This is a genomic window from Curtobacterium caseinilyticum, assembly GCF_030363035.1.
Lineage (GTDB): Bacteria > Actinomycetota > Actinomycetes > Actinomycetales > Microbacteriaceae > Curtobacterium > Curtobacterium caseinilyticum.
In genome coordinates, this window is the sequence record NZ_JAUCMN010000003.1 from 301,173 (window position 1) to 323,595 (window position 22,423).

At 71.9% G+C, this 22,423-nt stretch carries 22 protein-coding genes and 1 tRNA gene; 12 read left to right on the top strand and 11 right to left on the bottom strand.

What is annotated here, in order from left to right:
• The first annotated feature begins 112 nt into the window (after positions 1-112).
• Positions 113-1,084, top strand: coding sequence for an aldo/keto reductase (locus QUG93_RS06345; RefSeq protein ID WP_289473069.1), 972 nt, complete (start codon positions 113-115; stop codon positions 1,082-1,084).
• A 96-nt stretch (positions 1,085-1,180) separates the two neighbouring features.
• On the opposite strand, the gene dapA is transcribed toward QUG93_RS06345, so the two are convergent.
• From dapA to QUG93_RS06370, 5 genes are all read right to left on the bottom strand, one after another.
• Positions 1,181-2,077, bottom strand: coding sequence for a 4-hydroxy-tetrahydrodipicolinate synthase (gene dapA, locus QUG93_RS06350; protein ID WP_289473070.1), 897 nt, complete (start codon positions 2,075-2,077; stop codon positions 1,181-1,183).
• A 45-nt stretch (positions 2,078-2,122) separates the two neighbouring features.
• Entirely contained in the window at positions 2,123-2,479 is a 357-nt protein-coding gene (locus QUG93_RS06355) for a VOC family protein (RefSeq protein WP_289473071.1), read from the bottom strand.
• A 45-nt stretch (positions 2,480-2,524) separates the two neighbouring features.
• Positions 2,525-3,961 carry an SLC13 family permease gene (locus QUG93_RS06360; protein ID WP_289473072.1) on the bottom strand — a complete coding sequence of 479 codons (1,437 nt, stop codon included), beginning with the start codon at positions 3,959-3,961 and terminating at the stop codon, positions 2,525-2,527.
• On the bottom strand, positions 3,958-5,196 hold the full coding sequence (locus tag QUG93_RS06365) for a sialidase family protein (protein WP_289473073.1): 1,239 nt from the start codon (positions 5,194-5,196) through the stop codon (positions 3,958-3,960). The genes QUG93_RS06360 and QUG93_RS06365 overlap by 4 nt, the downstream gene beginning before the upstream one ends.
• Before the next feature lie 352 nt (positions 5,197-5,548).
• Positions 5,549-5,620, bottom strand: a tRNA-Gln gene (locus tag QUG93_RS06370).
• A 94-nt stretch (positions 5,621-5,714) separates the two neighbouring features.
• Between QUG93_RS06370 and QUG93_RS06375 the strand changes: the two genes are divergently transcribed.
• The 3 genes from QUG93_RS06375 to QUG93_RS06385 all read left to right on the top strand — a co-directional run bounded on the left by QUG93_RS06375 (position 5,715) and on the right by QUG93_RS06385 (position 7,388).
• Positions 5,715-6,209, top strand: coding sequence for a MarR family winged helix-turn-helix transcriptional regulator (locus QUG93_RS06375; RefSeq protein ID WP_289473074.1), 495 nt, complete (start codon positions 5,715-5,717; stop codon positions 6,207-6,209).
• A 29-nt stretch (positions 6,210-6,238) separates the two neighbouring features.
• Positions 6,239-6,694: a VOC family protein gene (locus tag QUG93_RS06380; RefSeq protein WP_289473075.1), complete on the top strand. Its 456-nt coding sequence runs from the start codon at positions 6,239-6,241 to the stop codon at positions 6,692-6,694.
• A gap of 130 nt (positions 6,695-6,824) precedes the next feature.
• On the top strand, positions 6,825-7,388 hold the full coding sequence (locus QUG93_RS06385; RefSeq protein WP_289473076.1) for a hypothetical protein: 564 nt from the start codon (positions 6,825-6,827) through the stop codon (positions 7,386-7,388).
• An 18-nt stretch (positions 7,389-7,406) separates the two neighbouring features.
• Here QUG93_RS06385 and QUG93_RS06390 read toward each other — a convergent pair whose 3' ends face one another.
• The 6 genes from QUG93_RS06390 to QUG93_RS06415 form a co-directional block, all read right to left on the bottom strand.
• Positions 7,407-9,272, bottom strand: coding sequence for an ABC-F family ATP-binding cassette domain-containing protein (locus tag QUG93_RS06390; protein ID WP_289473077.1), 1,866 nt, complete (start codon positions 9,270-9,272; stop codon positions 7,407-7,409).
• Positions 9,273-9,503: 231 nt separating this feature from the next.
• On the bottom strand, positions 9,504-9,902 hold the full coding sequence (locus tag QUG93_RS06395; protein WP_289473078.1) for a PLD nuclease N-terminal domain-containing protein: 399 nt from the start codon (positions 9,900-9,902) through the stop codon (positions 9,504-9,506).
• Between the two features lie 115 nt (positions 9,903-10,017).
• Positions 10,018-10,464, bottom strand: coding sequence for a molybdenum cofactor biosynthesis protein MoaE (locus QUG93_RS06400; RefSeq protein ID WP_434533081.1), 447 nt, complete (start codon positions 10,462-10,464; stop codon positions 10,018-10,020).
• Complete coding sequence (locus QUG93_RS06405) at positions 10,461-10,973, bottom strand: MogA/MoaB family molybdenum cofactor biosynthesis protein (RefSeq protein ID WP_289473079.1); 513 nt, start codon at positions 10,971-10,973, stop codon at positions 10,461-10,463. Before QUG93_RS06405 ends, QUG93_RS06400 begins: the two co-directional genes overlap by 4 nt.
• Positions 10,970-11,515 carry a cyclic pyranopterin monophosphate synthase MoaC gene (gene moaC / locus QUG93_RS06410; RefSeq protein WP_434533082.1) on the bottom strand — a complete coding sequence of 182 codons (546 nt, stop codon included), beginning with the start codon at positions 11,513-11,515 and terminating at the stop codon, positions 10,970-10,972. The genes QUG93_RS06405 and moaC overlap by 4 nt, the downstream gene beginning before the upstream one ends.
• Positions 11,512-12,744, bottom strand: a complete 1,233-nt coding sequence (locus QUG93_RS06415; protein ID WP_289473080.1) for a molybdopterin molybdotransferase MoeA — start codon at positions 12,742-12,744, stop codon at positions 11,512-11,514. Before QUG93_RS06415 ends, moaC begins: the two co-directional genes overlap by 4 nt.
• A 115-nt stretch (positions 12,745-12,859) precedes the next feature.
• On the opposite strand from QUG93_RS06415, the gene QUG93_RS06420 reads away from it, so the two are divergent.
• The 8 genes from QUG93_RS06420 to QUG93_RS06455 all read left to right on the top strand — a co-directional run bounded on the left by QUG93_RS06420 (position 12,860) and on the right by QUG93_RS06455 (position 22,422).
• Positions 12,860-13,750 (top strand): MTAP family purine nucleoside phosphorylase, encoded by an 891-nt coding sequence (locus tag QUG93_RS06420; RefSeq protein WP_289473081.1) that lies wholly within the window; start codon positions 12,860-12,862, stop codon positions 13,748-13,750.
• A complete protein-coding gene (locus tag QUG93_RS06425) occupies positions 13,747-14,820 on the top strand; it encodes an NAD-dependent epimerase/dehydratase family protein (RefSeq protein WP_289473082.1) in 1,074 nt (357 codons plus the stop codon). The genes QUG93_RS06420 and QUG93_RS06425 overlap by 4 nt, the downstream gene beginning before the upstream one ends.
• Before the next feature lie 510 nt (positions 14,821-15,330).
• Positions 15,331-16,074, top strand: a complete 744-nt coding sequence (locus QUG93_RS06430; RefSeq protein WP_289473083.1) for a glycosyltransferase family 2 protein — start codon at positions 15,331-15,333, stop codon at positions 16,072-16,074.
• On the top strand, positions 16,071-16,796 hold the full coding sequence (locus QUG93_RS06435) for a TIGR04282 family arsenosugar biosynthesis glycosyltransferase (RefSeq protein ID WP_289473084.1): 726 nt from the start codon (positions 16,071-16,073) through the stop codon (positions 16,794-16,796). The genes QUG93_RS06430 and QUG93_RS06435 overlap by 4 nt, the downstream gene beginning before the upstream one ends.
• A complete protein-coding gene (locus QUG93_RS06440; protein WP_289473085.1) occupies positions 16,793-17,455 on the top strand; it encodes a class I SAM-dependent methyltransferase in 663 nt (220 codons plus the stop codon). Before QUG93_RS06435 ends, QUG93_RS06440 begins: the two co-directional genes overlap by 4 nt.
• A 211-nt stretch (positions 17,456-17,666) precedes the next feature.
• The gene (locus QUG93_RS06445; RefSeq protein WP_289473087.1) at positions 17,667-17,912 is read left to right on the top strand and encodes a hypothetical protein; all 246 of its coding nucleotides are present in this window, start codon (positions 17,667-17,669) and stop codon (positions 17,910-17,912) included.
• A 194-nt stretch (positions 17,913-18,106) separates the two neighbouring features.
• Positions 18,107-19,726 carry a phosphoglucomutase (alpha-D-glucose-1,6-bisphosphate-dependent) gene (pgm, locus tag QUG93_RS06450; protein ID WP_289473088.1) on the top strand — a complete coding sequence of 540 codons (1,620 nt, stop codon included), beginning with the start codon at positions 18,107-18,109 and terminating at the stop codon, positions 19,724-19,726.
• Positions 19,727-20,007: 281 nt separating this feature from the next.
• Positions 20,008-22,422: an MDR family MFS transporter gene (locus tag QUG93_RS06455; RefSeq protein ID WP_289473089.1), complete on the top strand. Its 2,415-nt coding sequence runs from the start codon at positions 20,008-20,010 to the stop codon at positions 22,420-22,422.
• The last annotated feature ends 1 nt before the right edge of the window (position 22,423 follow it).

Consider the following 22,423-nt stretch of genomic DNA (forward strand, 5'->3'; position numbering starts at 1 on the left):
GAAACACGCTAGACGACTTGCGTGAAACACGCAAGAGTGATGTGCTCGAAGAGTCGGGACCCGCGCGACACGACGATGAGTCGCCCGTCGGTACCCGAACGAGAGGAACCCAGTGCGTGACATCGACATCCGAGGCCGCCGGCTCACCCCCGCCGTCCTCGGCACCATGACCTTCGGCGACAGCGTCGACGAGCCCACGGCGGCCGAGATGGTCGACCGCTTCCTGGCTGCCGGTGGGAGCGGCATCGACACGGCGAACGGGTACGCAGGCGGCCGCAGCGAGGAGATCCTCGGCTCGGTGCTCGCCGGATGCCGCGACGACGTCGTGCTCGCGACGAAGGTCGGCATCCCGAACCCGGACGCCGAGGGTGCCGCTCCCCTGTCCGCCGTCGCGATCGAGCGGTGCGTGCACGCGAGTCTGCGGCGGCTGCGCACCGACGACGTCGACGTGCTCTACCTCCACCAGCCCGACCGTTCGACCACGGCGGAGGAGACGCTGACCGCTGTCCGCGCGCTCGTCGACGCGGGCGTGGTGCGCACGTGGGGTGTCTCGAACTTCGCGGCCTGGCAGATCGCGGAGCTGCGGCACACCGCCGCGCGACTCGGTCTCGACGCGCCCGTCCTCGGGCAACAGGTCTACAGCGTGATCGCGACCCGCATCGACGACGAGTACGCCGAGTACGCCAGGAGCACCGGTCTCGGGACGGTCGTCTACAACCCGCTCGGGGGCGGACTCCTCACCGGCAGGCACCGTCCGGACGAGCAGCCGTCGGAAGGACGCTTCGGGTCCTCCCCCCTCGCCGGGATGTACCGCAGCCGGTACTGGAACGACGAGGTCTTCGCCGCCGTCGGGCAGCTCCGTGCGATCGCCGAGGGCGCGGAGATCCCCATGGCCGAGCTCGCACTGCGCTGGACGATCGGCCGACCCGTCGTCGACGCGGTCCTGATCGGTGGATCCCGGCTCTCGAACATCGAGGCGAACCTCGCCGCCCTCGCAGCGGGTGCGCTCCCCGCCGACGTGCAGCGGGCCGTCGACGACGTCGCCGCCTCGCTCCGTGGTCCGATGCCGGCGTACAACCGCTGACGCGGTCGTCACCTCTCTGCCATGTGACGGCCTGGAGGCCCGGTGCCAGCTGGCACCGGGCCTCCTGTCCGTCTGTGGTCGCGGTGGAGCGGCGGCTCAGCCCAGGCCGGCCGCCTGGTCCGCGCGCACGGTGTCCGCGATCTTCCCGAGCGCAGCGTCGCTCAACAGGTTGAAGGGCGCGCGACAGGGGCCGACGGCCTGCCCGGCGGCGTTGGTGGCCGCCTTGACGATCGTGTTCGGGTTGCCGAGCGTGAAGAGGTTGCGCAGCCGCCGGATCGACGCCTGCGCCGCACGAGCGCCGTCGAGGTCGCCCGCCGCCCACCGCTGGGAGATCTCGACCATGGTGCGCGGGTAGACGTTCGCGACCGCGGTGATGCCACCCGCACCGCCGGCCTGCAGGGTCGGCAGGACCAGTGAGTCGGTCCCGGCGAGCACCGCGAAGCGGTCGGGATCGGTCAGCTCGATGACCTGCAGGATCGCGTCGAAGTTCCCCGACGAGTCCTTCACACCCGCGATGTTGTCGATCTCCGCGAGTCGGGCGACGGTCGCAGGCGTGATGGTGTTCCCGGTGCGCGCGGGGATGTTGTAGATGAGCACCGGGATGTCGACGGCTTCGGCGACCACAGCGAAGTGTCGGTACAGCTCGTCCTGCGATGCCGCAGCGAAGTAGGGCGTGATGACCGACAACACGTCGGCACCCGCCGCCTGCATGCGCTGGGCGATGCGCACCGTCTCCTTCGTCCCGACTGCACCGGCGCCACCGTAGACGGGCACGCGGCCCCCTGTGGCGTCGACGACCGCTTCGAGCACGGCGAGTCGTTCGTCCTCGGTCTGCTGGAAGAACTCACCGTTGGTGCCGAGGCAGAAGACGCCGTCGGCGCCCGCCCGGACGGCGCGGTCGGTGTGCACGCGCATCTGGTCGAGGTTGAGCGACTCGTCGTCGTGGAAGGGTGTGACGAGCGCGTGGATGCTGCCGCGGATCGTGGTGGTCACTTCGGATGCTCCTTGTCGGCGTGGTGGCCAGGGGGCGGATGGGGGTCAGGGTCGGGGTTGCTGCATCACGTGCACGGCGAAGCCGCCGAACTCTCCCGCGAGGTAGATGTTCTGCAGCCGTCCGTCGTCGAAGTGGGCAGCCGTCTCCTCGTCGAAGGCGAAACCCTTCGCGGTGAGCTCCTCGACCGCTGCCTCGAGGTCGGCCGTCGACATCCCGATGTGACCGTGTGTCCCGAGGTACTGCGACCGCACGCACTCGAAGAAGGTGCCGGCGAACTCGGACTTCTTCCCGTGACGGGGATCGAGGTTGAACATCAGGCAGAAGAGGTCGCACAGTTCCTGCGCGGCTGCGGCGTCGCGGTTGTTCATGCCCACGTGGGCGAGCTCGAAGGTGTTCTGCACGTCGGGTTCCGTTCTGTCGGGGCGTGAGCGGCGGGTCCGCCTCGGTCACATCGGGAAGAGCAGGAGGGCGCCGGCGGTCAGTGCCAGCAGGCGGATGAAGTACATCGGGATGGTGAACTTCCAGAACTGGAGGAGCGAGTACTTCCCGACACCCATCACCATCGCGGGGAGCCCGTCGATGGGGAGGAAGTGTCCGTTCCACCCGGAGACGACGATGGCGACCGCCGCGGCCGCGGGGTTGAGCCCCAGGCTGACGCAGGTCGCGATCGCCAGCGGCGCGAAGACGTACACCGTGCCGATCGTCGACCCCGTGAGGGTCGCGAGGACACTCGTCAAGACGCAGAAGGCGAACACCAGCAGGAAGGGGCTGACGTTGCCGCCGAGCAGACCGGCGACGGACTCGCCGACCAGCTTCGTGAGTCCGGTCGCGCCGAGCGCCTCAGCGATGCCGATGACGCCGGCGGACATGATGATGATCGGTTGGCTGATGGCGTCGCGGATCTCGGTGAAGTCGAGGACCTTCAGCACCAGCAGGAGCGCCACGGAGAGTCCCGTGATGGCGTAGCCCGCGTCGCCGATGTAGCTGTACGAGATCATGCCGGCGATGGCCAGGACGAAGCAGGCGTACGTCGCCAGCTGCTTCCGACGGTCCAACGTCGGCGCGGTGACCGTTGCGGTCGCACTCGACGCAGCGATCGCGGTGGCGTTCGCCTCGGCTGCGTGAGGGCCTGGTGCCGCAGGGTCGCTCGCCGTGTCGTCGTCCGCTCCGGGGCGGTCGGACGAGGCGGCGGTCGTGCGAGCGCCGGCCAGGGCCGGCTCCTTCGCACCGGTCGTGCTCGCGGTGCCGCCCTCCTCGTCGGCGATGGGGTGGTCGGGCAGCAGCCGGTACGCGATCAGGCACCAGACGAGGAAGCCGAGGCTGAGCACGAGGTTGACGATCGAGAACCGGACGAGGTCGATGTTCTCCCGGACGCCTGCCGCCTCGAGCACCGCGACGACGATGCCGTACTGCAGCGCCACGTTGAAGGGCAGCATCGGGTGGTTCGCGGCGAAGCCGGCCGGCATGAGGACCTTCGACGGCGGCAGCTTCTTGTTGTACGCGAGCGTCGACAGCAGGCCGATGACCAGCACGTAGTAGGCCGTGGACCCCGTGCCGAAGATGCTGCACCCCACCATGACGAACACGACGATCAGGACGTAGGCCCGGAACCCGCCCTTCGTCCCGAGTCTCGTGATCATCCGTTTGAAACCGGCGACGAGGTCGGTCTTCTGCAATGCGGCGATCACCGCCATGAACGAGGCGAGCATGATGATGGTCGCGTTCGCGAAGCCGCTGAAGGCGACGTTGATCGGAACGACGCCGAACACCACCATCAGCAGGCAGGCGATCAACGGCGGAACGCCGAACGGCAGGCGATCGATCATGATCAGCACGATCATGAAGACGGTGATCGCGAGTGCGAAGACCATGGGGAGGGTCATGCTCGCTGCTCCTTCGCAGAGAGGTCCGGACCGGCGGAAGCGGACGGCGTCGACACGATCGCAGCGAGGACGTCGGCAGGCAGGTACACGTGCTTGATCGACTTGCGGTGCCACGTGTAGGCAACGTGCAGTCCCCCGGCCGGGTCGGGGAGCACCGATGGGTAGGACAGCTCGCGGTTGAGGCTCTCGCGACTGTTGTTCGAGAGGCAGTACCCGTCGCCGTTCTCGATGTCGTAGGCGGTCGGCCAGGACCGCCCGTCCGGGCTCGAGACCACGAGCGTCATCGGCGCGCGCGGCGCACCCCAGAATGCGGTGGGTCCGTCGACATCGAACGCGGGTTCGGCGACTCGCGGACCGCTGTCGGTTGCGAGGCCCTCGTCGTCGATCTCGTCGTACAGGGAGACCCGGCGGCTCGTCGCATCGTCCTTGCTCGCGTGGTTCATCACCATCGCGATCCGGCCGTCGTCGAGGGAGCGCGCCTGGATCGAGGAGTTGTTGTTCGGCAGGTCGATCGGACGGCACGGCTCCCAGGTCATCCCGCCGTCCGTCGACGTCGACTCGTACACGTGGTCCGCCCAGCGGGAGCGGAAGCACGCCCAGAGCGTCCCGTCCTCGCGCGGCACGATGTCCATGTGCACGCACCCGGTCGACTCGGGCACGGTGACCTCGGACCAGGTCGCCCCGCCGTCCTCGGAGTACCAGACCGACGCGGTGTCGTCGTTGCCGACCCACTTCTCGCCGGGCACCGTCCGGCAGTTGAACACCGGCAGCAGGATCCGCCCGCTCTCGAGCACGACGGGCGTCTGGCGCACGAACACCCCGACTGGCGCATCGGCACCGAGCAGCGCGGTCGGCTCGTCCCACGTTGCACCGCCGTCGCGGGAGATCCGGCGCCGCACCTCGGAGGTGTCCTGGTTCCCGGCGATCTGTGCGGTGTAGAGCAACCAGACGGCGCCGTCGGGCGCGGTGAAGAGGATCGGGTTCTGCTCGGAACGCGCGGTGTCGAAGCTCAACTGCACGGGCTCGGACCAGCGGTCCGTCCCGGCGGGGAGCCGCGACAGGTGGACGGATATGTCGGAGACGCCCTCCTGCGTGCCACCGAACCACACACAGGCCAGGTCGCCTCCGGGCAGGAAGGCGAGGTTGGCCGCGTGGCACTGCACGGTCGGCGTCGGCAGGAACGCTTCGGCTCCCCCGTCGGACCGGGCTCGCAACAGCCCGTCGAATGCACTCATGCGGGGGTCCTCCAGTCGACGTTGACGGTGGGCACCAGTGGTCTGGCACTGAGCGTTCATCCTGGCAGACCTGCTCGAAGTGCGCAATAGCCGTGCGCGTCACGCGCATTCGAGCGCTGGATGAGGCCCGATCGCAGACGGGTTCGCTCGAATTACGCGGACAATGCCGCGATCACCGTCCCGGCTCGCCGGCGAACGCCGGACCGCGTCGACAGCGGAGCGGGCCGGGCCAGCCGGGTCGCCGCGCATCGTCGATGGAGTCTCGAGGAGCAGACGGAGCAGGATGTGGCGCCCGTCGGAGTCGGAGAGCACACGGCGCGGATCGAACCGCGACCGGCAGGAGCGAGCCGAGCTCCGCCTCCAGGATTCGAACCCGGACCTAACGGCACCAAAGGCCGTCGTGCTGCCGTTACACCAAGGCGGAACACACCGGACGGGGTGGAGCCCGCCCGGCGCCCGTCCATCCTCCCACGGCCCGGACGCTGGCCGCGCGCGACGGCTTCGGCCAAGATGGAGGGATGCCGCACCAGGACGAGGTCGACCGGATCGTCGCGGCGTGGGGCCGCGAGCGGAGCGACCTGGACTTCGGCCCGCTCGAGGTCCTGTCCCGCGTCGACCGGCTCGCCCGGCACCTCGACCGCGCACGGCGGGCGGCGTTCGACGCGAGCGACGTCGAGCCGTGGGAGTTCGACGTGCTGTCGGCGCTGCGGCGCGCGGGCGATCCCTACGAGCTCAGCCCGAAGACCCTGCTGCAGCAGACCCTCGTCTCGAGCGGGACGATGACGAACCGCGTCGACCGACTCGCAGCCCGGGGGCTCGTCAGCCGTCGGACGGACCCGCGCGACGGTCGGGGCATCCTCGTGTCACTCACCGTCGCCGGACGGGCCGCGGTGGACGCGGCCATCGCGGACCTGCTCGATGCCGAGCGGGCGATCCTGTCCGGGGTCTCCGACGACGAGCAGGCGCAGTTGTCCGGGCTGCTCCGTCGGCTCATCCTCGGCCTCGGCGACTGACCCGGTCGGCTCGGCGTAGCGTGCGCGCCATGCACGCGATCACCCTCGCCGTGGCCGACGTCGAACGGTCGGCAGCGTTCTACCGCGCACTGCTCGACGTCGACGGCAGCGGGATCATCGGCACCGAGTACCCCGCCACCGCGACCGAGGCGGGCGGCACCACGGCGATGTTCACGCTCGACGACGGACTGATCGTCAGCGTCTACGGCCGCGAGGACATGCGGAAGGACTCCGGCGTCACACTCGCCGTGGCACCGAGCACCACCATCGGGCACTTCGAGCCGTCGCAGGAGGCCGCACGGGCGTTCCTCGAACGAGCACGAGCCGCGGGTGCCACCATGCTCGCCGCGCCGTACACGCGCCCGTGGGGCATGTGGTCCGGCTTCTTCCAGGACCCGGACGGCCATCTCTGGGAGGTCGTCTCGAACCCCGGCGGCGCCGACCCCGCGCACGGCGCCGAGGACCGGGACTCCGTGGAGCAGTAGCTGTCGGGTCAGTCGCGAAGACTCGACGTCTTCTGCTCCACCGACGCACGATGGGCGGCGCACGACGATCGCCCGGTGACGAGCGCGAGGCACGGTGCACGACTGTGCCTCCGTGTCCTACGGTGGCGGCATGGACAGAGGGCGGGCCGTGGTCGGAGCGAGCACGATCGGCGCACTCCTCCTGGCGGCAGGACTCGTCATCGAGCTGGTTCCCGCTCCAGGGCTGACGACCGACATCACCGCAGCAACGGCCTGCGCGCACCTCGGCGAGGAGCCGTCCACCGTGTCGGCGTGGTTCCTCACGCAGTTCGACAACGACACCGACCACGGGATCCGTGTCCTGTCGGTGCGGCCGGGCGCCGTCGAGGGTGTGCGGCTCGAGGACTTCGCGATCGCGCCGCACCCGACCACGACCGATCCCGGTCTCGTCGCGACGGACGACGGAGCACGTCCCCCCGAATACGGACCTGCGGTGCCCGTCGACGCCGGCTTCACCGTCCCGGCGCACAGCACGCTCAACGTCGTCGGACACGTCGTGAGCGGCACGGGCGACGGCACCGGACAGGTGCGGGACATCGTGGTCACCGCCGAGGACCGGCTGGGGAGGCTGCAGTCCGTGACGCAGCACGCTGCCTTCGGGCTCGGCCCCGGCTCGGACGGCTCCGTGATGACGTTCAACTGCGACGGCACCTGAGCCCCGGCGGTCAGGCCGCTACACCCCGAGCTGCTCCGCCACCTCGAGCCACCGCTCCTCGAGCTGCTCGACCTCGGCCTCGAGCCCGGCGAGCTGCGTCTGCAGCGCCCCGAGCCCGGCGTAGTCGGACTGGTCGTGCGCCGCGAACGCATCGAGCAGCTTCTGGCGGTCGGCACCGACCTTGGCGATCCGGCGGTCGAGCGCCGACATCTCCTTCTCGGCGGCGCGCCGGTCCGCCCCGGACAGGCCGACCACAGCCGACGAGCCGGAGCCGCCCGCAACCCCTGAACCAGCCCCGCCGGCACCGGAGCCGCCCGCCGGAGCGGTGTCGGGCCTCCCGGCCGTCGCGGCGGCAGCCGCAGAAGCCGTCTGCGGGACCGAGCCCGACGCTCGCAACCGCATGTACTCGTCGACACCGCCGGGCAGGTGCCGCAGGTGTCCGCCCAGCACCGCGTACTGCTGGTCGGTGACCCGCTCGAGCAGGTACCGGTCGTGCGACACGACGAGCAGGGTGCCCGGCCAGGTGTCGAGCAGGTCCTCCATGGCGGCGAGCATGTCGGTGTCGAGGTCGTTCGTCGGCTCGTCGAGGATGAGCACGTTCGGCTCGTCGAGCAGGATGAGCATGAGCTGCAGGCGACGCTTCTGCCCACCGCTGAGGTCCTTCACGGGCGTCGACAGCTGCTCCGACGTGAAGCCGAGGCGCTCGAGCAGCTGCGACGGCGTCATCTCCTTGCCGTCCGCGACGTAGCTCGTCTTCTTGCGGGCGACGACCTCGCGGACACGGTCGTCCGCGAACTGCTGCAGGTCGGCGAGCTGCTGGTCGAGCACCGCGACCTGCACGGTCTTGCCGGTCTTCACCCGACCGACGGTGGGTTGGAGCTTGCCGGACACCAGGTTGAGCAGCGTCGACTTGCCCGCCCCGTTCGGGCCGAGGATGCCGGTCCGCTCCCCCGGCGCGATGCGCCACTCGACGTCGCGCAGGATCACGTCGTCACCGAACGAGACGCCCACGTCGAGCAGGTCGACCACGTCCTTGCCGAGTCGCGCCGTCGCGGTCTGGGACAGGGCGACGGTGTCGCGGATCGGCGGGACGTCGTCGATGAGCGCGTTCGCGGCGTCGATCCGGAACTTCGGCTTGCTCGTGCGGGCGGGCGCTCCGCGGCGGAGCCACGCGAGCTCCTTGCGCGCGAGGTTCTGGCGGCGCTGCTCGCTCGCCGCCGCCTGCCGGTCACGCTCGACGCGCTGCAGGATGTACGCCGCGTAGCCGCCCTCGAAGGGCTCGACGACACCGTCGTGCACCTCCCACGTGTCGGTCGACACCGCGTCGAGGAACCACCGGTCGTGGGTGACGACGACCATGCCGCCCTGGTTCGACGACCACCGGCGGTTGATGTGGTCGGCGAGCCACTGGATGCCCTCGACGTCGAGGTGGTTCGTCGGCTCGTCGAGGAACAGCACGTCCCAGTCGCCGACGAGCAGCTTCGCGAGCGCGATGCGTCGACGCTGCCCGCCGGACAGGTCGTCGACGACGGCGTCCCACGGGATGTCCGACACCAGGCCGCCGATGACGTCGCGGATCTTCGGGTCGCCGGCCCACTCGTGTTCCTCGAGCTCGCCGACGACGATGCTGCCGACGGTCGCGCCGGCGGGCAGGACGTCGCGCTGGTCGAGGTAGCCGACGGTCAGCCCGCGGCGGTGGGTGACGCGCCCGGCGTCCGGCTCGAGGCGCTGCGCCAGCAGTGCGAGCAGGGTCGACTTGCCGTCACCGTTGCGGCCGACGACGCCGATGCGGTCACCCTCGTCGAGGCCGAGGGTGACGCTGTCGAAGACGACACGGGTGGGGAACTCGAGATGCACGTTCTCGGCGCCGAGGAGATGAGCCACCCGTCAAGGGTAGGTGGCGCGGCGGGGTGCGGGCGCCGCGGGGCGCGTGCGGGGTGCGGGGTGCGGGGTGCGGGGTGCGGGGTGCGGGGTGCGGGGGCGTCCACGGAACCAGGTTCCGGACACGACATCGCGAAGATGCGTGGTGCTGTGTCCGGAACATGGTTCCGACGCCGGCCGCGGGTGGCAGGCCGCCGTTCCGCGCGCCACGACCGCCCGGCCGGGAGGCGCGGCTCAGCTCCCCGTGGTCGGCTCGCCTTCGCCCGCGGCCTCCTTGGCACGACGCAGTCGTGCCTGGGCCTCCCAGTACTCGATCTCGCGCTCGAGTTCGGCGAGCTCCTGCTCGGTGCCGGTGACGCGCTTGTCGCCGTGCGCCGCTCGGGCGTGACCGAGACTGGCGTACCGGTCCTCGTGGCGGTTCGGCTCGATGTACCGACCGTGGTTCCGGTCGTTCGCACTCCAGTCGTGCCCGACGGCGAACCACACGATGCTGCCGACGACGGGCACGAAGATGCAGATGAGGATCCACGCGAACTTCGGCAGGCCACGGACCTGGTCCTCGCCGCGCGTGACGATGTCGATCAGGGCGAAGACGAGCAGCACGATCCCCGCGCCGTACAGCAGAACGCTCATGTCTCCGGATTCTATGGAGCAGCCGAGTGTCGGACCACGCCCTGAACGGGTGCCGGGATCACGATCGCGCGTCGGTCTCCTGCGGGGTTCCACAGGGACCGAGGACGTCCCCGTGTCAGAGCGCAGCGACCCACTCGTCGGTGCCGTCCGTGAACTCCTGGCGCTTCCAGATCGGCGTCCGCTCCTTCACCAGGTCGACCAGTGCCGCGCACGCCGCGAACGCCTCGGCCCGGTGTGGCGAGGACACCGCCGCGGCGAGCGCCACGTCCCCGATGCCGAGGGCCCCGACGCGGTGCAGCACGGCGATGCGGACCTCGGGGTGGTCGGCGGCGATCGTCCGGGCCACCTCGGCGATGACCTCTCCGGCGCTCGGGTGCCGCTCGTAGTCGAGCGCGGCCACGCCCTTGCCCTCGTCGTGGTCGCGGACGACCCCGGCGAAGGTGACCACGGCACCGTCGCGGTCGGTGGTGACGGCCGTGGAGACCTCGTCCACCGAGATCACGCGGTCCACGACGTCGGCCACCACGACACGGTCCCCGCCCACGACCCCGTCCTCGCTCACGACGCGCTCCGGGGTGCGTGCCCGGCGCCGTGCAGCTGCGCGAGGACGTGGTCGAGCACACCGTCGAGCACAGCCAAGCCGTCGGCGACCCCGCCCCGCGACCCCGGCAGGGTCAGCACGAGCGTCCGCCCGCCGGCGATCCCCGCGACCCCTCGGGTCAGGAGCGCCGTGGGCCCCGCACTCGCGAGTCCTCGTCGGCGGATCTCCTCGACGAGGCCCGGGAGTTCGAGGTCGATGAGGGGCGCGACGGCCTCGGGCGTCCGGTCCGTCGGGGTGACGCCGGTCCCGCCCGTGGTCACGACGACCTTCGCGTCGGCGAGCAGTTCGGCGGTGACGGTCTCGGCGATGGCTCCGCCGTCCGGCACGATGGTCGGCTCGGCGACGGTGAGCCCCCGCTCGCGGAGCCAGGCGGCGATGGTCGGACCGGTGCGGTCGAGCGCCGGGTCGGCGGAGGCCTGCGTCGAGACCACGACCACGCCGGCGCGGCCCCTGGTCGGTGCGGTGGTCATCGAGCGCTCCAGTCCCCGGATCGGCCGCCGTGCTTCTCGAGCACCCTGACGTCCGTGATCACCGCCGCCCGGTCGACGGCCTTCACCATGTCGTACACGGTGAGCGCGGCGACGCTCGCGCCGGTGAGGGCTTCCATCTCGACCCCGGTGCGCGAGGTGGTGCGGACGGAGACCTCGATCCGGACCCGGTCGTCGGCACCGGTGATGTCGACCTCGACCCCGGCGATCGGGAGCGGGTGGCAGAGCGGCACGAGGTCGGAGGTCTTCTTGACCGCCATGATCGCCGCGATGCGCGCGGTGCCGATCACCTCGCCCTTGGGCAGCGATCCGTCGATGATCCGCTCGACGACGTCGGCCCGGGTCACCAGGGTCGCGGTCGCCGTGGCGGACCGGGCGGTCACGTCCTTGTCGGAGACGTCGACCATGTGCGCGGAGCCGTCGGTCCGGACGTGCGACAGCTCGGCGTCGGGCAGATCGGTGGCGGCTGGACCGGTGCCGACGGGACCGGTGCCGGCGGGAACGGTGGTGGGGTCGTCGGTCATCGAAGGCTCCAGGCGGTGAGCAGGTCCCCGGGTTCGACGGTGTCGGTGCCGACCGGGACGTGGACGAGGTGGGTCGCGGCAGCGAGGTGCCCGAGCAGGTGGGAACTCGCCCCGCCGACGAAGTGGACGTGGCCGTCGACAACCCGGCCACGGCGCACCTGGTGCTTGCCGGCCGGCGAGGTCGCCGGCTCCGCCGCGGGGAGCTCGGTCGCCGTCCGGTCCGGGGCACCCACGAGCGCGGCGAGCACGGGACGCAGGAAGACCTCGAACGAGACGAGCGCCGAGACGGGGTTGCCGGGGAAGGCGACGACGGGCACCGAGCGTCCGGCGAGCGGGAGCCGGCCGAGCGCCTGCGGACCCCCGGGCTGCATCGCGACGGGTGTGACGGCGAGGCCGAGCGGCTCGAGGGCCTGGCGCACGACCTCGTACGCACCGGCGCTGATCCCGCCGGTCGTGAGCACGAGGTCCGCCCAGTCCCCCACGGCGCGCTCGAGCGCCGGGAGGAAGGCGTCGGCGTCGTCGGTGAGCCGGACGGACCGCGCCGCGGCACCGACCTCGGCCAGGGCCGCCCGCAGCGCGACCCCGTTCGCGTCGCGGATGGACGCGCCCGTACCGTCGCCCAGACCGTCGTCGGTCAGCTCACTGCCCGTCGAGACGACGAGCACACGCAGGGGTCGGACCACCTCGACCGCGTCGATGCCGGCGGACGCGAGCGTGCCGAGCAGCGCCGGCGTCACGGGAGCCCCTGACGGAGCCAGCTCGGCGCCGCGGGCGACGTCACTGCCCACGGTCCGGACGAAGGTGCCCGCAGTCGTGCCGTCCGGCACCGTGAGCTCGGCGAGCGCCAGGGCGGCGGGGAAGGCAGCGGGCGGGGTCGCCTCGACCGGCACGACCGCATCGGCACCGACGGGGATGCGGGCACCGGTCATGATCGGCGCGGCGGTCCCGGCGGCGAGCGGCGCGGGCACGGCCCCGGCCGGGATCGGCTCGACGACGCGCACGGTGCGACCGGACTCGGCAGCGCGGACGGCGAACCCGTCCATCTGGCTGTTGTCGAACACGGGCAGCGGGACCGGCGCCGTCACCACCCGCGCGAGCACCCGCGACCCACGGCCGGCGCCGGCCCCACCCGCCAGCTCGTCGACCGACACCCCTTCCGACCCGAGCTGCGCGAGCACGGGCGCGAGGAGCGCTGCGACCTCGTCGCGATGCTGACCGATCGTTCGCACCCGTGCCTCCGAACTCGTGGGGACGCCCGCTCTCGGCCGCAGCCGGAGGGGCGTCAGTAGCGTATCCAGGGCGCACCACGCGCCGAGGACATCCGGAGGACCTGTGGAGGACGACGTGACCACGACCGCACCTGTGGACGGAACGACCGCTCGCATCGGGGTGATCGGGGGCTCCGGCCTCTACCGCCTGTTCGAGGAGGGCACCGCCGACGAGATCGACGTCGCGACCCCGTACGGCCCGACCTCCAGCCCGGTGACCGTCGGCACGATGGGCGGCAAGCGGGTCGCGTTCCTCACCCGGCACGGCCGCGAGCACTCGGTCGCGCCGCACCTGATCAACCACCGCGCGAACGTCTGGGCGCTCCGCTCGCTCGGTGTCCGCGCCATCGTCTCGTCGAGCGCCGTCGGCGGCCTGCACCCGGACTACGCCCCGGGCACCTTCGTCGTGACCGACCAGCTCGTCGACCGCACCTGGGGCCGCGCCGACACCTTCTTCGAGGACCAGGTGCAGCACCTGTCCTTCGCCGACCCCTTCGACCCGGTGCTCCGTCGCGCCGCGATCGACGCGATCGCCGCGCTCGACGTGCCGTTCCGGCCGACGGGCACGTGCGTCGTCATCCAGGGCCCTCGCTTCTCGACCCGCGCCGAGTCGGTCTGGATGCGCGAGGCCGGCGGCCACACCATCAACATGACGATGACGCCCGAGGTGCCGCTGGCCGCCGAGCTCGGCATCGGCACCGTGAACCTGTCGTTCGTCACCGACGCGGACGCCGGCCTGGCACCCGCAGCGGACGAGACGGCAGCGGACACGACCGCGGCCGACGGGGCCGCGGCCGAGGCCCCCGTCACGCACGCCGCCGTCATGGAACGCCTGGCCCGCGCGAACGAGGTGATCGTCCGCGCCATCGGTGACGTCGTCGCCGCGCTGCCGGACGACTACGCCCCGCGCGAGCTGGTGCCCGCGACCGCCAGCGAGAGCGTGCTCCGGAAGGCGGTCGGCGCATGAGCCGCCTGCTCGTCACCGGCGGCGCGGGCTTCATCGGCTCCGCGATCGTCCGCCGCGCCCTGACCGAGGGGCACGAGGTCCGCATCCTCGACTCCCTGCGTGACGACGTGCACGGCGACCCCGCCGAGGTCGTCCGCGCCCACGAGCAGCAGGGCCTGTCGTTCGTGCACGGCGACGTCCGCGACCGCGTCGCACTCGAGGCAGCGCTCGACGGCGTCGACGTCGTGTGCCACCAGGCGGCGAAGGTCGGCCTCGGGGTCGACTTCCAGGACGCCCCCGACTACGTCTCGTCGAACGACGCCGGCACCGCCCACGTCCTCGCCGGCATGGACCGGCACGGCATCGGTCGGCTCGTGGTGGCGAGCTCCATGGTCGTCTACGGCGAGGGCGCGTACGCGACCGCCGACGGCGAGTCCGTGCGTCCGCCGGCTCGCCGCCGCGAGGACCTCGACGCCGGCCGCTTCGACCCGATCGGCCCCGACGGCCGTCCGCTCGTCCCGGGTCTCATCGACGAGTCCGCCGCCCTCGACCCGCGCAACGTCTACGCGCAGACCAAGGTCGCCCAGGAACACCTGGCGTCGTCGTGGGCCCGCGCCACCGGCGGCACCGCGATCGCCCTGCGCTACCACAACGTCTACGGACCGGGCATGCCGTCGAACACCCCGTACGCCGGGGTCGCGTCGCTGTTCCGCTCGGCACTGGCCCGCGGCGAGGCACCGCGCGTCTTCGAGGACGGCCGCCAGCGACGGGACTTCGTGCACGTGGACGACGTCGCCGGCGCGAACGCCGCTTCGATCGCCGCGACCGCGGAACTGCCGGCAGAGACCTTCCGCGCGTACAACGTCGGTTCCGGCGTGGTGCACACCATCGGCGACATGGCCGCCGCGATCGCCGGACCGGACGGCCCGCAGCCGGTCGTGACGGGCGAGTACCGCCTCGGGGACGTCCGGCACGTGACGGCGTCGTCCGCGCGCATCCGCTCGGACCTCGGCTGGCAGGCGCAGGTCGACTTCGAGCAGGGCATGCGCGAGTTCGCCACCGCCCCGCTCCGGGCCGCCGTACAGCGCTGACGCGCACCGCCGACGCGCAGCCCAGCTGCGCGCCGCCGTGCAGCGCTGACGCGCACCGCCGACGCGCAGCCCCGCCGTCCAGCGCCGGCCCGCACCGTCGCCGCCGCCGCCGCCACCGCCACCGCCGCCGCCGCCGCGTCGACCCGCACCGCCGCCGGCCTGCGCCTCGGTCGGTGCCGACGCGCCGGGCACGGCGGTCAGCGCCGCGGCGAGCGGCTGAGACTCGACTCAGCCGACGGGGGCGAGCAGCGGCCGTCCGGACGGGCCACCCACCAGGGCGTGCCGGCGGACGGCGGTGAGTCGCGCCTCCCGTCTGTCCCCCGGAAGCGGGACACAGGATCCGCTCGACGCACGGGAACACCGACGGGGGACAGCTATCCTGTACCCCGCGCGGCGACGTCGTGTTACGTCGAGGGCATGGACCGCACGCCCTCCGACGACCACGACCCTGCCGCCGACGCGACGCGCGGGACCGATGCGGAGTCCCGTCGATCCGACGAACCGCACCGAATGGAACTCATGACCGTCGACGTGATCCTGCCCTGCCTCGACGAGGCGGACGCACTCCCCCGGGTGATCGGGCGACTGCCGGAGGGCTACCGCGCCATCGTCGTCGACAACGGGTCGACCGACGGCTCCGCCGACGTCGCCCGCGCGCACGGCGCGACCGTCGTGACGGAGCCCGTCAAGGGCTTCGGCTCCGCCTGCGCCGCTGGCGTGGCCGCCGCGACCGCCGAGTACGTGGCGTTCTGCGACGCCGACGCGTCGATGGACCCGGCCGAGCTGCCGGCCCTGGTGGCACGCGTCGCCGACGGCCGCACCGACCTCGCGCTCGGCCGTCGCGTCCCCACGACCCGTGGTGCGTGGGCGCTGCACGCCCGCTTCGCGAACCGCGTGCTCGCCGTCCTGATGCGTCGCGCCACCGGCTACCGCCTCCGCGACCTCGGGCCGATGCGTGTCATGCGCCGGGCCGACCTGGTCGCACTGGACCTGCAGGACCGGCGCAGCGGCTACCCGCTCGAGATGGTCCTGGCCGCGCACGCCGCCGGCTGGCGGGTCGACGAGTCCGACATCGGCTACGCCCAGCGCGTCGGGGACAGCAAGGTCACCGGCACGCTCCGCGGCACGGTGAACGCCGTCCGCGACATGTCCCGTCTGCTGCGCGAGTACGGACGGGAGGCACGTCCCCGCGTCGTCGCGCCCGGTCCGGTCCGCGACGTGGCCGGGTCCACCTCGGAAGGAGCACGCTTATGACGGACGTCACGGTGGTCGTCGTGGCCAAGGAGTGCCTGCCGGGCAAGGTCAAGACGCGGCTCACGCCGGCGCTGACGCCCGAGGGCGCCGCACGCGTCGCCTCCGCCGCGCTCGCGGACACGATCGCGACGGTGCGGGCGCTGCCCGCGTCGCGTCGCGTCCTGCTCTACGACGGCGTCGTCCTGCCCGAGGGCACCGAAGACTTCGACGTCCTGCACCAGGTGTCCGGCGGTCTCGACGAGCGCCTCGGCGCGATGTTCGACGCGATGACCGGGCCGACGTTGCTGGTCGGCATGGACACCCCGCAGGCGGCCCCGGAGCACCTGGCGCCCGTGTTCGAGGACCCGGAGCGCGACGCGTGGTTCGGCCCGGCCGACGACGGCGGCTTCTGGTCGCTGTACCTGCGCGAGCCGGACGGCGCGCTGTTGCGCGGCGTCCCGATGTCGCAGGACGACACGGGTGCGGTGCAGCTGGCCCGGCTGACCGAGGCGGGCCTGTCCGTCGGGTCCCTGCCGGGAGTCCTCGACGTGGACACCGTGGCGGACGCTGAGCAGGTGGCCGCCCTCGCTCCGGGATCCCGCTTCGCCGCGGCCTTCCGTGCCGAGGTCGGGACAGCCGGGACCGCCGCCGCCGGGTCCGCCGGTTCCCTGACTGCCGGGCCCGCCGCTGCCGGGTCCGCCCCGGCACACCACGACACCACGATGACCGGAGGTGCCCGATGACGATGCACGACACCACCACGTTCGGCTCCGGCGGCGGCGAGCCGTACGCCCGCGCGCTGCGCACCGACGGCCGTCTGCGCCTCACCGACCCCGAGCGCCCCGACGTCGAGGTGACGATGGACGTCGGTCGTTGGAGTGCCGCCGCCGACCGCGTCGACCGGTCGCTGCTCGACGGCGCGGACGGCCCGGTCATCGACATCGGCTGCGGCCCGGGACGCATGCTCGTCGCCGCCCGTGCGCTCGGCATCCCGGCGCTCGGCGTCGACGTGTCGGACGAGGCCGTCGCGATCGCACGGCGTTCCGGCGGCACCGCCGTGCAGGGATCGGTCTTCGACCCGATCCCGGACGAGGGCCACTGGGACACCGCGCTGGTCATCGACGGCAACATCGGCATCGGCGGCGACCCCGTCGCACTGCTCGCGCGCTGCGGGGAGATCGTCCGTGACGGCGGCCGCGTGGTCGTCGAGACGCACGTCGACCGTTCCGCGGACCGCACCTTCACCGCGCACGTCGCAGACGCCGACGGCAACCGCAGCGAGGGCTTCCCGTGGGCCGAGGTCGGCGTGGAGGCGCTGCTGCGCCACGCGGCGGACGCCGGTCTCCGCGCGCGGCAGAGCTGGACGGCAGAGGGACGGACGTTCTGCGAGCTCGTCGCGTGATGCGGCAGCGGCGCGTCTGACCCGGCCGCGCTGCGCGTGATCCGGCCGCGTCGCGGCGGCGTCGCGCGTGATCCGGTCGCGTTGCGCGTGATCCGGCCGCGTTGTTTTGCATCGTTCAAGACAACGCGGTAGCGTGGTCGTCATCAGCCGACGGCGCACTGGTCGCCGGTCCGGCGGTCGGTGACCCTCGGCACGACGACGAGGAGCACCCGTGCAGAACCGACAGAACCCCCTCGGCGGTGCCTACGTCTCCGGGCTCGAGACCCGTGACGAGCTCGGTGCCTACGCGGTCGAGGCCGCTTGGCGGCCGGTCGGCAGCTACACCGGTACCGGCGCGGGTCGCACGCTCGGTCGCTTCGTGGACACGCAGTTCCGCCGGCCCGGCACCGCGACGGCATCGCAGCGGACCGTGACCGGCTCACTGCGGACGGCCACCGGCTCGTTCCGGACCGCCTGAGCCGACCCGTCCGGCACCGCCCGAGCGGGCCGTGCCGCCTCCCTGGACCGCGAGCGGTCGCCCACCCCGAGACGTCCCCCCTCGTCCCCGGTCGGGCGGCCGCTCGTGCCGTACCCGGGCACCTTCGGGACGCACCCGCTGCACCCGTCGGACACGTGACGGCGCGCTGAGGGTCCGGGTGCCAGGATGGGGCCATGAACGACCGCGCCGGCACCCCCGCGACCGCAGACGACCTCGTCGACCTCGACGCCCTCCTGGCGGCGTACCACGAGCGCGTCCCCGACGTGTCGATCCCCGAGCAGAAGGTGGTCTTCGGCACCTCCGGGCACCGCGGCTCGTCGCTCGACACCGCGTTCAACGACACCCACATCGCAGCCATCACCCAGGCGATCGTCGAGTACCGCGCGGAGCAGGGCACCGACGGCCCGCTCTTCATCGGTCGTGACACGCACGCACTGTCCGCGCCCGCAGAGCAGACCGCGCTGCAGGTCCTCGCCGCGAACGGCGTCCGCGTCCTCAACGACGCCCAGGACGGCTTCGTGCCGACGCCGGCGCTGAGCCACGCGATCATCGCGTACAACCGTGCCGGCCACGACGACGCCGCGGACGGCATCGTCATCACGCCGAGCCACAACCCGCCCCGTGACGGCGGCTTCAAGTACAACCCGCCGCACGGCGGCCCCGCCGACAGCGACGCCACGTCGTGGATCGCCGACCGCGCGAACGCGATCATCGCCGGCGGCAACGCCGAGGTGCGCCGCCAGGAGGACACCGCCGCCGAGGGCTACGACTACCTCGGCTCGTACGTGGCCGACCTCGAGCACATCATCGACATCGACGCGATCAAGCGCGCCGGGGTGAGGATCGGCGCCGACCCGCTGGGCGGCGCGTCCCTGCCGTACTGGGAGCGCATCCGCGACCACTACGGACTCGACCTGACCGTGGTGAACCCCGAGGTCGACCCGACGTGGGCGTTCATGACGCTCGACTGGGACGGCAAGATCCGGATGGACCCGTCCAGCCCCTCCGCGATGGCGTCGGTCCTGGCGCGGAAGGACGACTTCGACGTCCTCACCGGCAACGACGCCGACTCGGACCGCCACGGCATCGTCACGCCCGACGGCGGTCTGATGAACCCGAACCACTACCTCGCGGTGGCGATCGAGTACCTCTACGCCCACCGTCCCGAGTGGCGCGACGACGCGGCGATCGGCAAGACCCTGGTGTCGTCGAGCATCATCGACCGCGTCGCGGAGTCGCTCGGGCGTCGTCTCTGGGAGGTCCCGGTCGGCTTCAAGTGGTTCGTGCCCGGCCTGATCGACGGCTCCGTGGCGTTCGGCGGCGAGGAGTCCGCCGGCGCATCGTTCCTCCGCAAGGACGGCACGGCCTGGACCACCGACAAGGACGGCATCATCCTGGCACTCCTGGCGTCGGAGATCGTCGCCGTCACCGGCAAGACCCCGTCGCAGCTGTACGCGGAGCTCACCGAGCGCTTCGGCGACCCGGTGTACCAGCGCGTCGACGCGGCCGCGAGCAAGGAACAGAAGGCACGCCTGTCGAAGCTCGACGGCGACGCCATCACCGCGGACACCCTGGCTGGCGACCCGATCACGGCGAAGCTGTCGAAGGCGCCCGGCAACGACGCTGCGGTCGGCGGCGTGAAGGTCGTCACGGACAAGGCGTGGTTCGCCGCCCGCCCGTCGGGCACCGAGGACGTCTACAAGATCTACGCGGAGAGCTTCGTCGGCCAGGAGCACCTGGAGCAGGTCCAGCGCGAGGCCAAGGAGATCGTCGACGCGGCACTCGGGGCCTAGTCCTCGACGACCACCCAGGGGCACCACCGGATCCGTCCGGTGGTGCCCCTGGCCGTTGGAACCCCTGGCCGTTGGAGCCCCCTGGCCGTTGGAGCCCCTGGCCGTTGCCGCCGCGGCCGACACTCCTGCACATCCACCTGGGCACCCTGCCGATGTCCACAGGAACGAGGCGGATGGGAACAATCCGTTTGCGCTGGTTGTATTTTTGCAGTGCGCGCAACAACGCTTCCCCGCGCCCGGGTGACAGCGACGCGCGAGCACCAGTACGCACGGGAGACCGAATGACCCAGACGGCGACCGCACCCGCGGCCCCCACCACGTCCTCGAACGCGGTGATGAACCACCGGCAGATCCTGCTCGTCATCTACGGGCTGATGGCCGGCATGTTCCTCGGCGCGCTCGACCAGACCATCGTCGGCACCGCCATCCGCACGATCGGCGACGACCTGCACGGTCTCGACCAGCAGGCCTGGGTGACCACGGCGTACCTGATCGCCTCGACGATCACGACGCCCATCTACGGCAAGCTGTCCGACATCTTCGGTCGCCGTCCGCTCTTCCTGACGGCCATCGGGATCTTCATCGTCGGGTCCTTCGCCGCGTCCTTCTCGAGCTCGATGCTCATGCTCGCGGGCTTCCGTGCCCTGCAGGGCCTCGGCGCCGGTGGTCTGATGTCGCTGCCGCTCGCGATCATGGGCGACATGCTCGCTCCCCGCGAGCGCGCCAAGTACCAGGGGTACTTCCTGGCCGTGTTCGGCATCTCCTCGGTCATCGGCCCGCTCGTCGGCGGCCTGTTCGCCGGCGCGTCCGAGATCCTCTTCGTCAGCGGTTGGCGCTGGGTCTTCCTGATCAACGTGCCGGTCGGCATCATCGCGCTCGTCATGGTCACGACGTTCCTGCACCTGCCGAAGTTCGGCGAGCGCGGCAAGCCCCGCATCGACTGGTGGGGTGCCACCCTCGTCATCGTCACACTCGTCCCGCTGCTCCTCATCGCCGAGCAGGGCCGCGAGTGGGGCTGGGGCTCGCCCGGCGCCCTCGCCTGCTACGCACTCGGTGCGCTGGGCCTGGTCGCCTTCGTGATCGTCGAGCGATCGATGGGCGACGACGCGATCCTGCCGCTCAAGCTCTTCGGCTCGCGGGTGTTCTCGATGTCCGCGATCCTGTCCGTGCTCGTCGGCTTCGGCATGTTCGGCGCGATGCTGACGATCCCGCTGTACCTGCAGATCGTGAAGGGCGTCACCCCGACCGAGTCCGGCTTCGCCATGCTGCCGATGGTCCTCGGCCTGATGATCTCCTCGATCGCATCGGGTCAGATCATCTCGCGTACCGGCCGCTACGGCGTCTTCCCGATCACCGGCACCGCGTTCACGGCGATCGGCTTCACGCTCCTCACCTTCCTCACCGCGGACAGCCCGCTCTGGTTCCTCATGCTCGGCATGTTCGGCATCGGTCTCGGGCTCGGGCAGCTCATGCAGACGCTCACCCTGGCCGCGCAGAACTCCGTGTCCCCTCGGGACATCGGTGTCGCCACCAGCGCCGCCACGTTCTTCCGCCAGATCGGCGGCACGATGGGCACCGCGGTGCTCCTGTCCGTCCTGTTCACGCTCATGCCGACGAACATCACCGGCGCGATGCAGAACGAGTCGACGCTCAAGCCGGCGCTGAACGCGGCCCTCACCCCCTCGGTCGCCAGCGCCGCCGACAACAAGGGCGTGATGGACCAGATCTGGTCGAAGATCGTCGATCCGGTGCAGCAGAACGTGCAGCAGGGTCTCGACCAGGGTGCCGCCGCCGCGAAGCAGGCCGCGGACCAGGCCGTGACGAAGCAGGTCACCGCCCAGGTGCAGCAGCAGGTCGCCGCCGGTCGGATCCCCGCCGCCTCTGCCGACTCGGTCATCGCCGAGCAGGTCGCCGCCAACAAGTCGGCCGCCGAGCAACAGGCGCTCGAGACCGCCGCGTCGAAGGCGAACGCCGAGGTCGTCGACGGCACGCTGCAGGTCGACTACAGCAACGCCGACCAGCGGAAGGCCGTGGTCGACGAGGTCGCGCCGAAGCTGGTCGACCAGCTGAAGAGCGGCGACACGGCCGCCAGCTCGTCCGCCGGCTCCGCCACGAGCGACACCTCGTTCCTCAACGGGGCCGACGAGCGGCTCACGCGCCCGTTCCTCGTCGGGTTCAGCCAGTCGGCCGTCGTCGTCTACTACGTAGGCCTCGGCGTGATCCTGCTCGCGTTCGTCCTGACCTGGTTCTTCCGGGTCCCGCCGCTGCGGAAGGTGTCGGCGCTGCAGGAGCAGGCGAACGCAGCCAAGGACGACGCCGACCGCCTGACCGCGGACGCGCAGCAGGCGGCGGCGAACACGGGCTCGCTGGTCACCCCGGACACGGGGTCGGTGCGTGCGGTCCCGACCTCACCGGACGTCACGGTGCAGCAGCCGCAGGAGCGGTCTGGAGGCACTGCCTCCCCCGCCGCCCGGCCCACCTCCGGTGCAGGTGCGGCCGACCGCACCGGTCACGACCACGTGGACGGCACGCGGGCACCGCTCGCCGACGCGACCACCCACGGTGCGCACGCCGCGGCGGCACCGGTGGACGAGCCTCCGGCGACGACAGCGACCATCCGGACGCACCCGGCGCACGCCGCGTTGGACCAAACGACTGGCCCGGCAGCGCACCACGGGCGGCACACGGCCCAGTAGT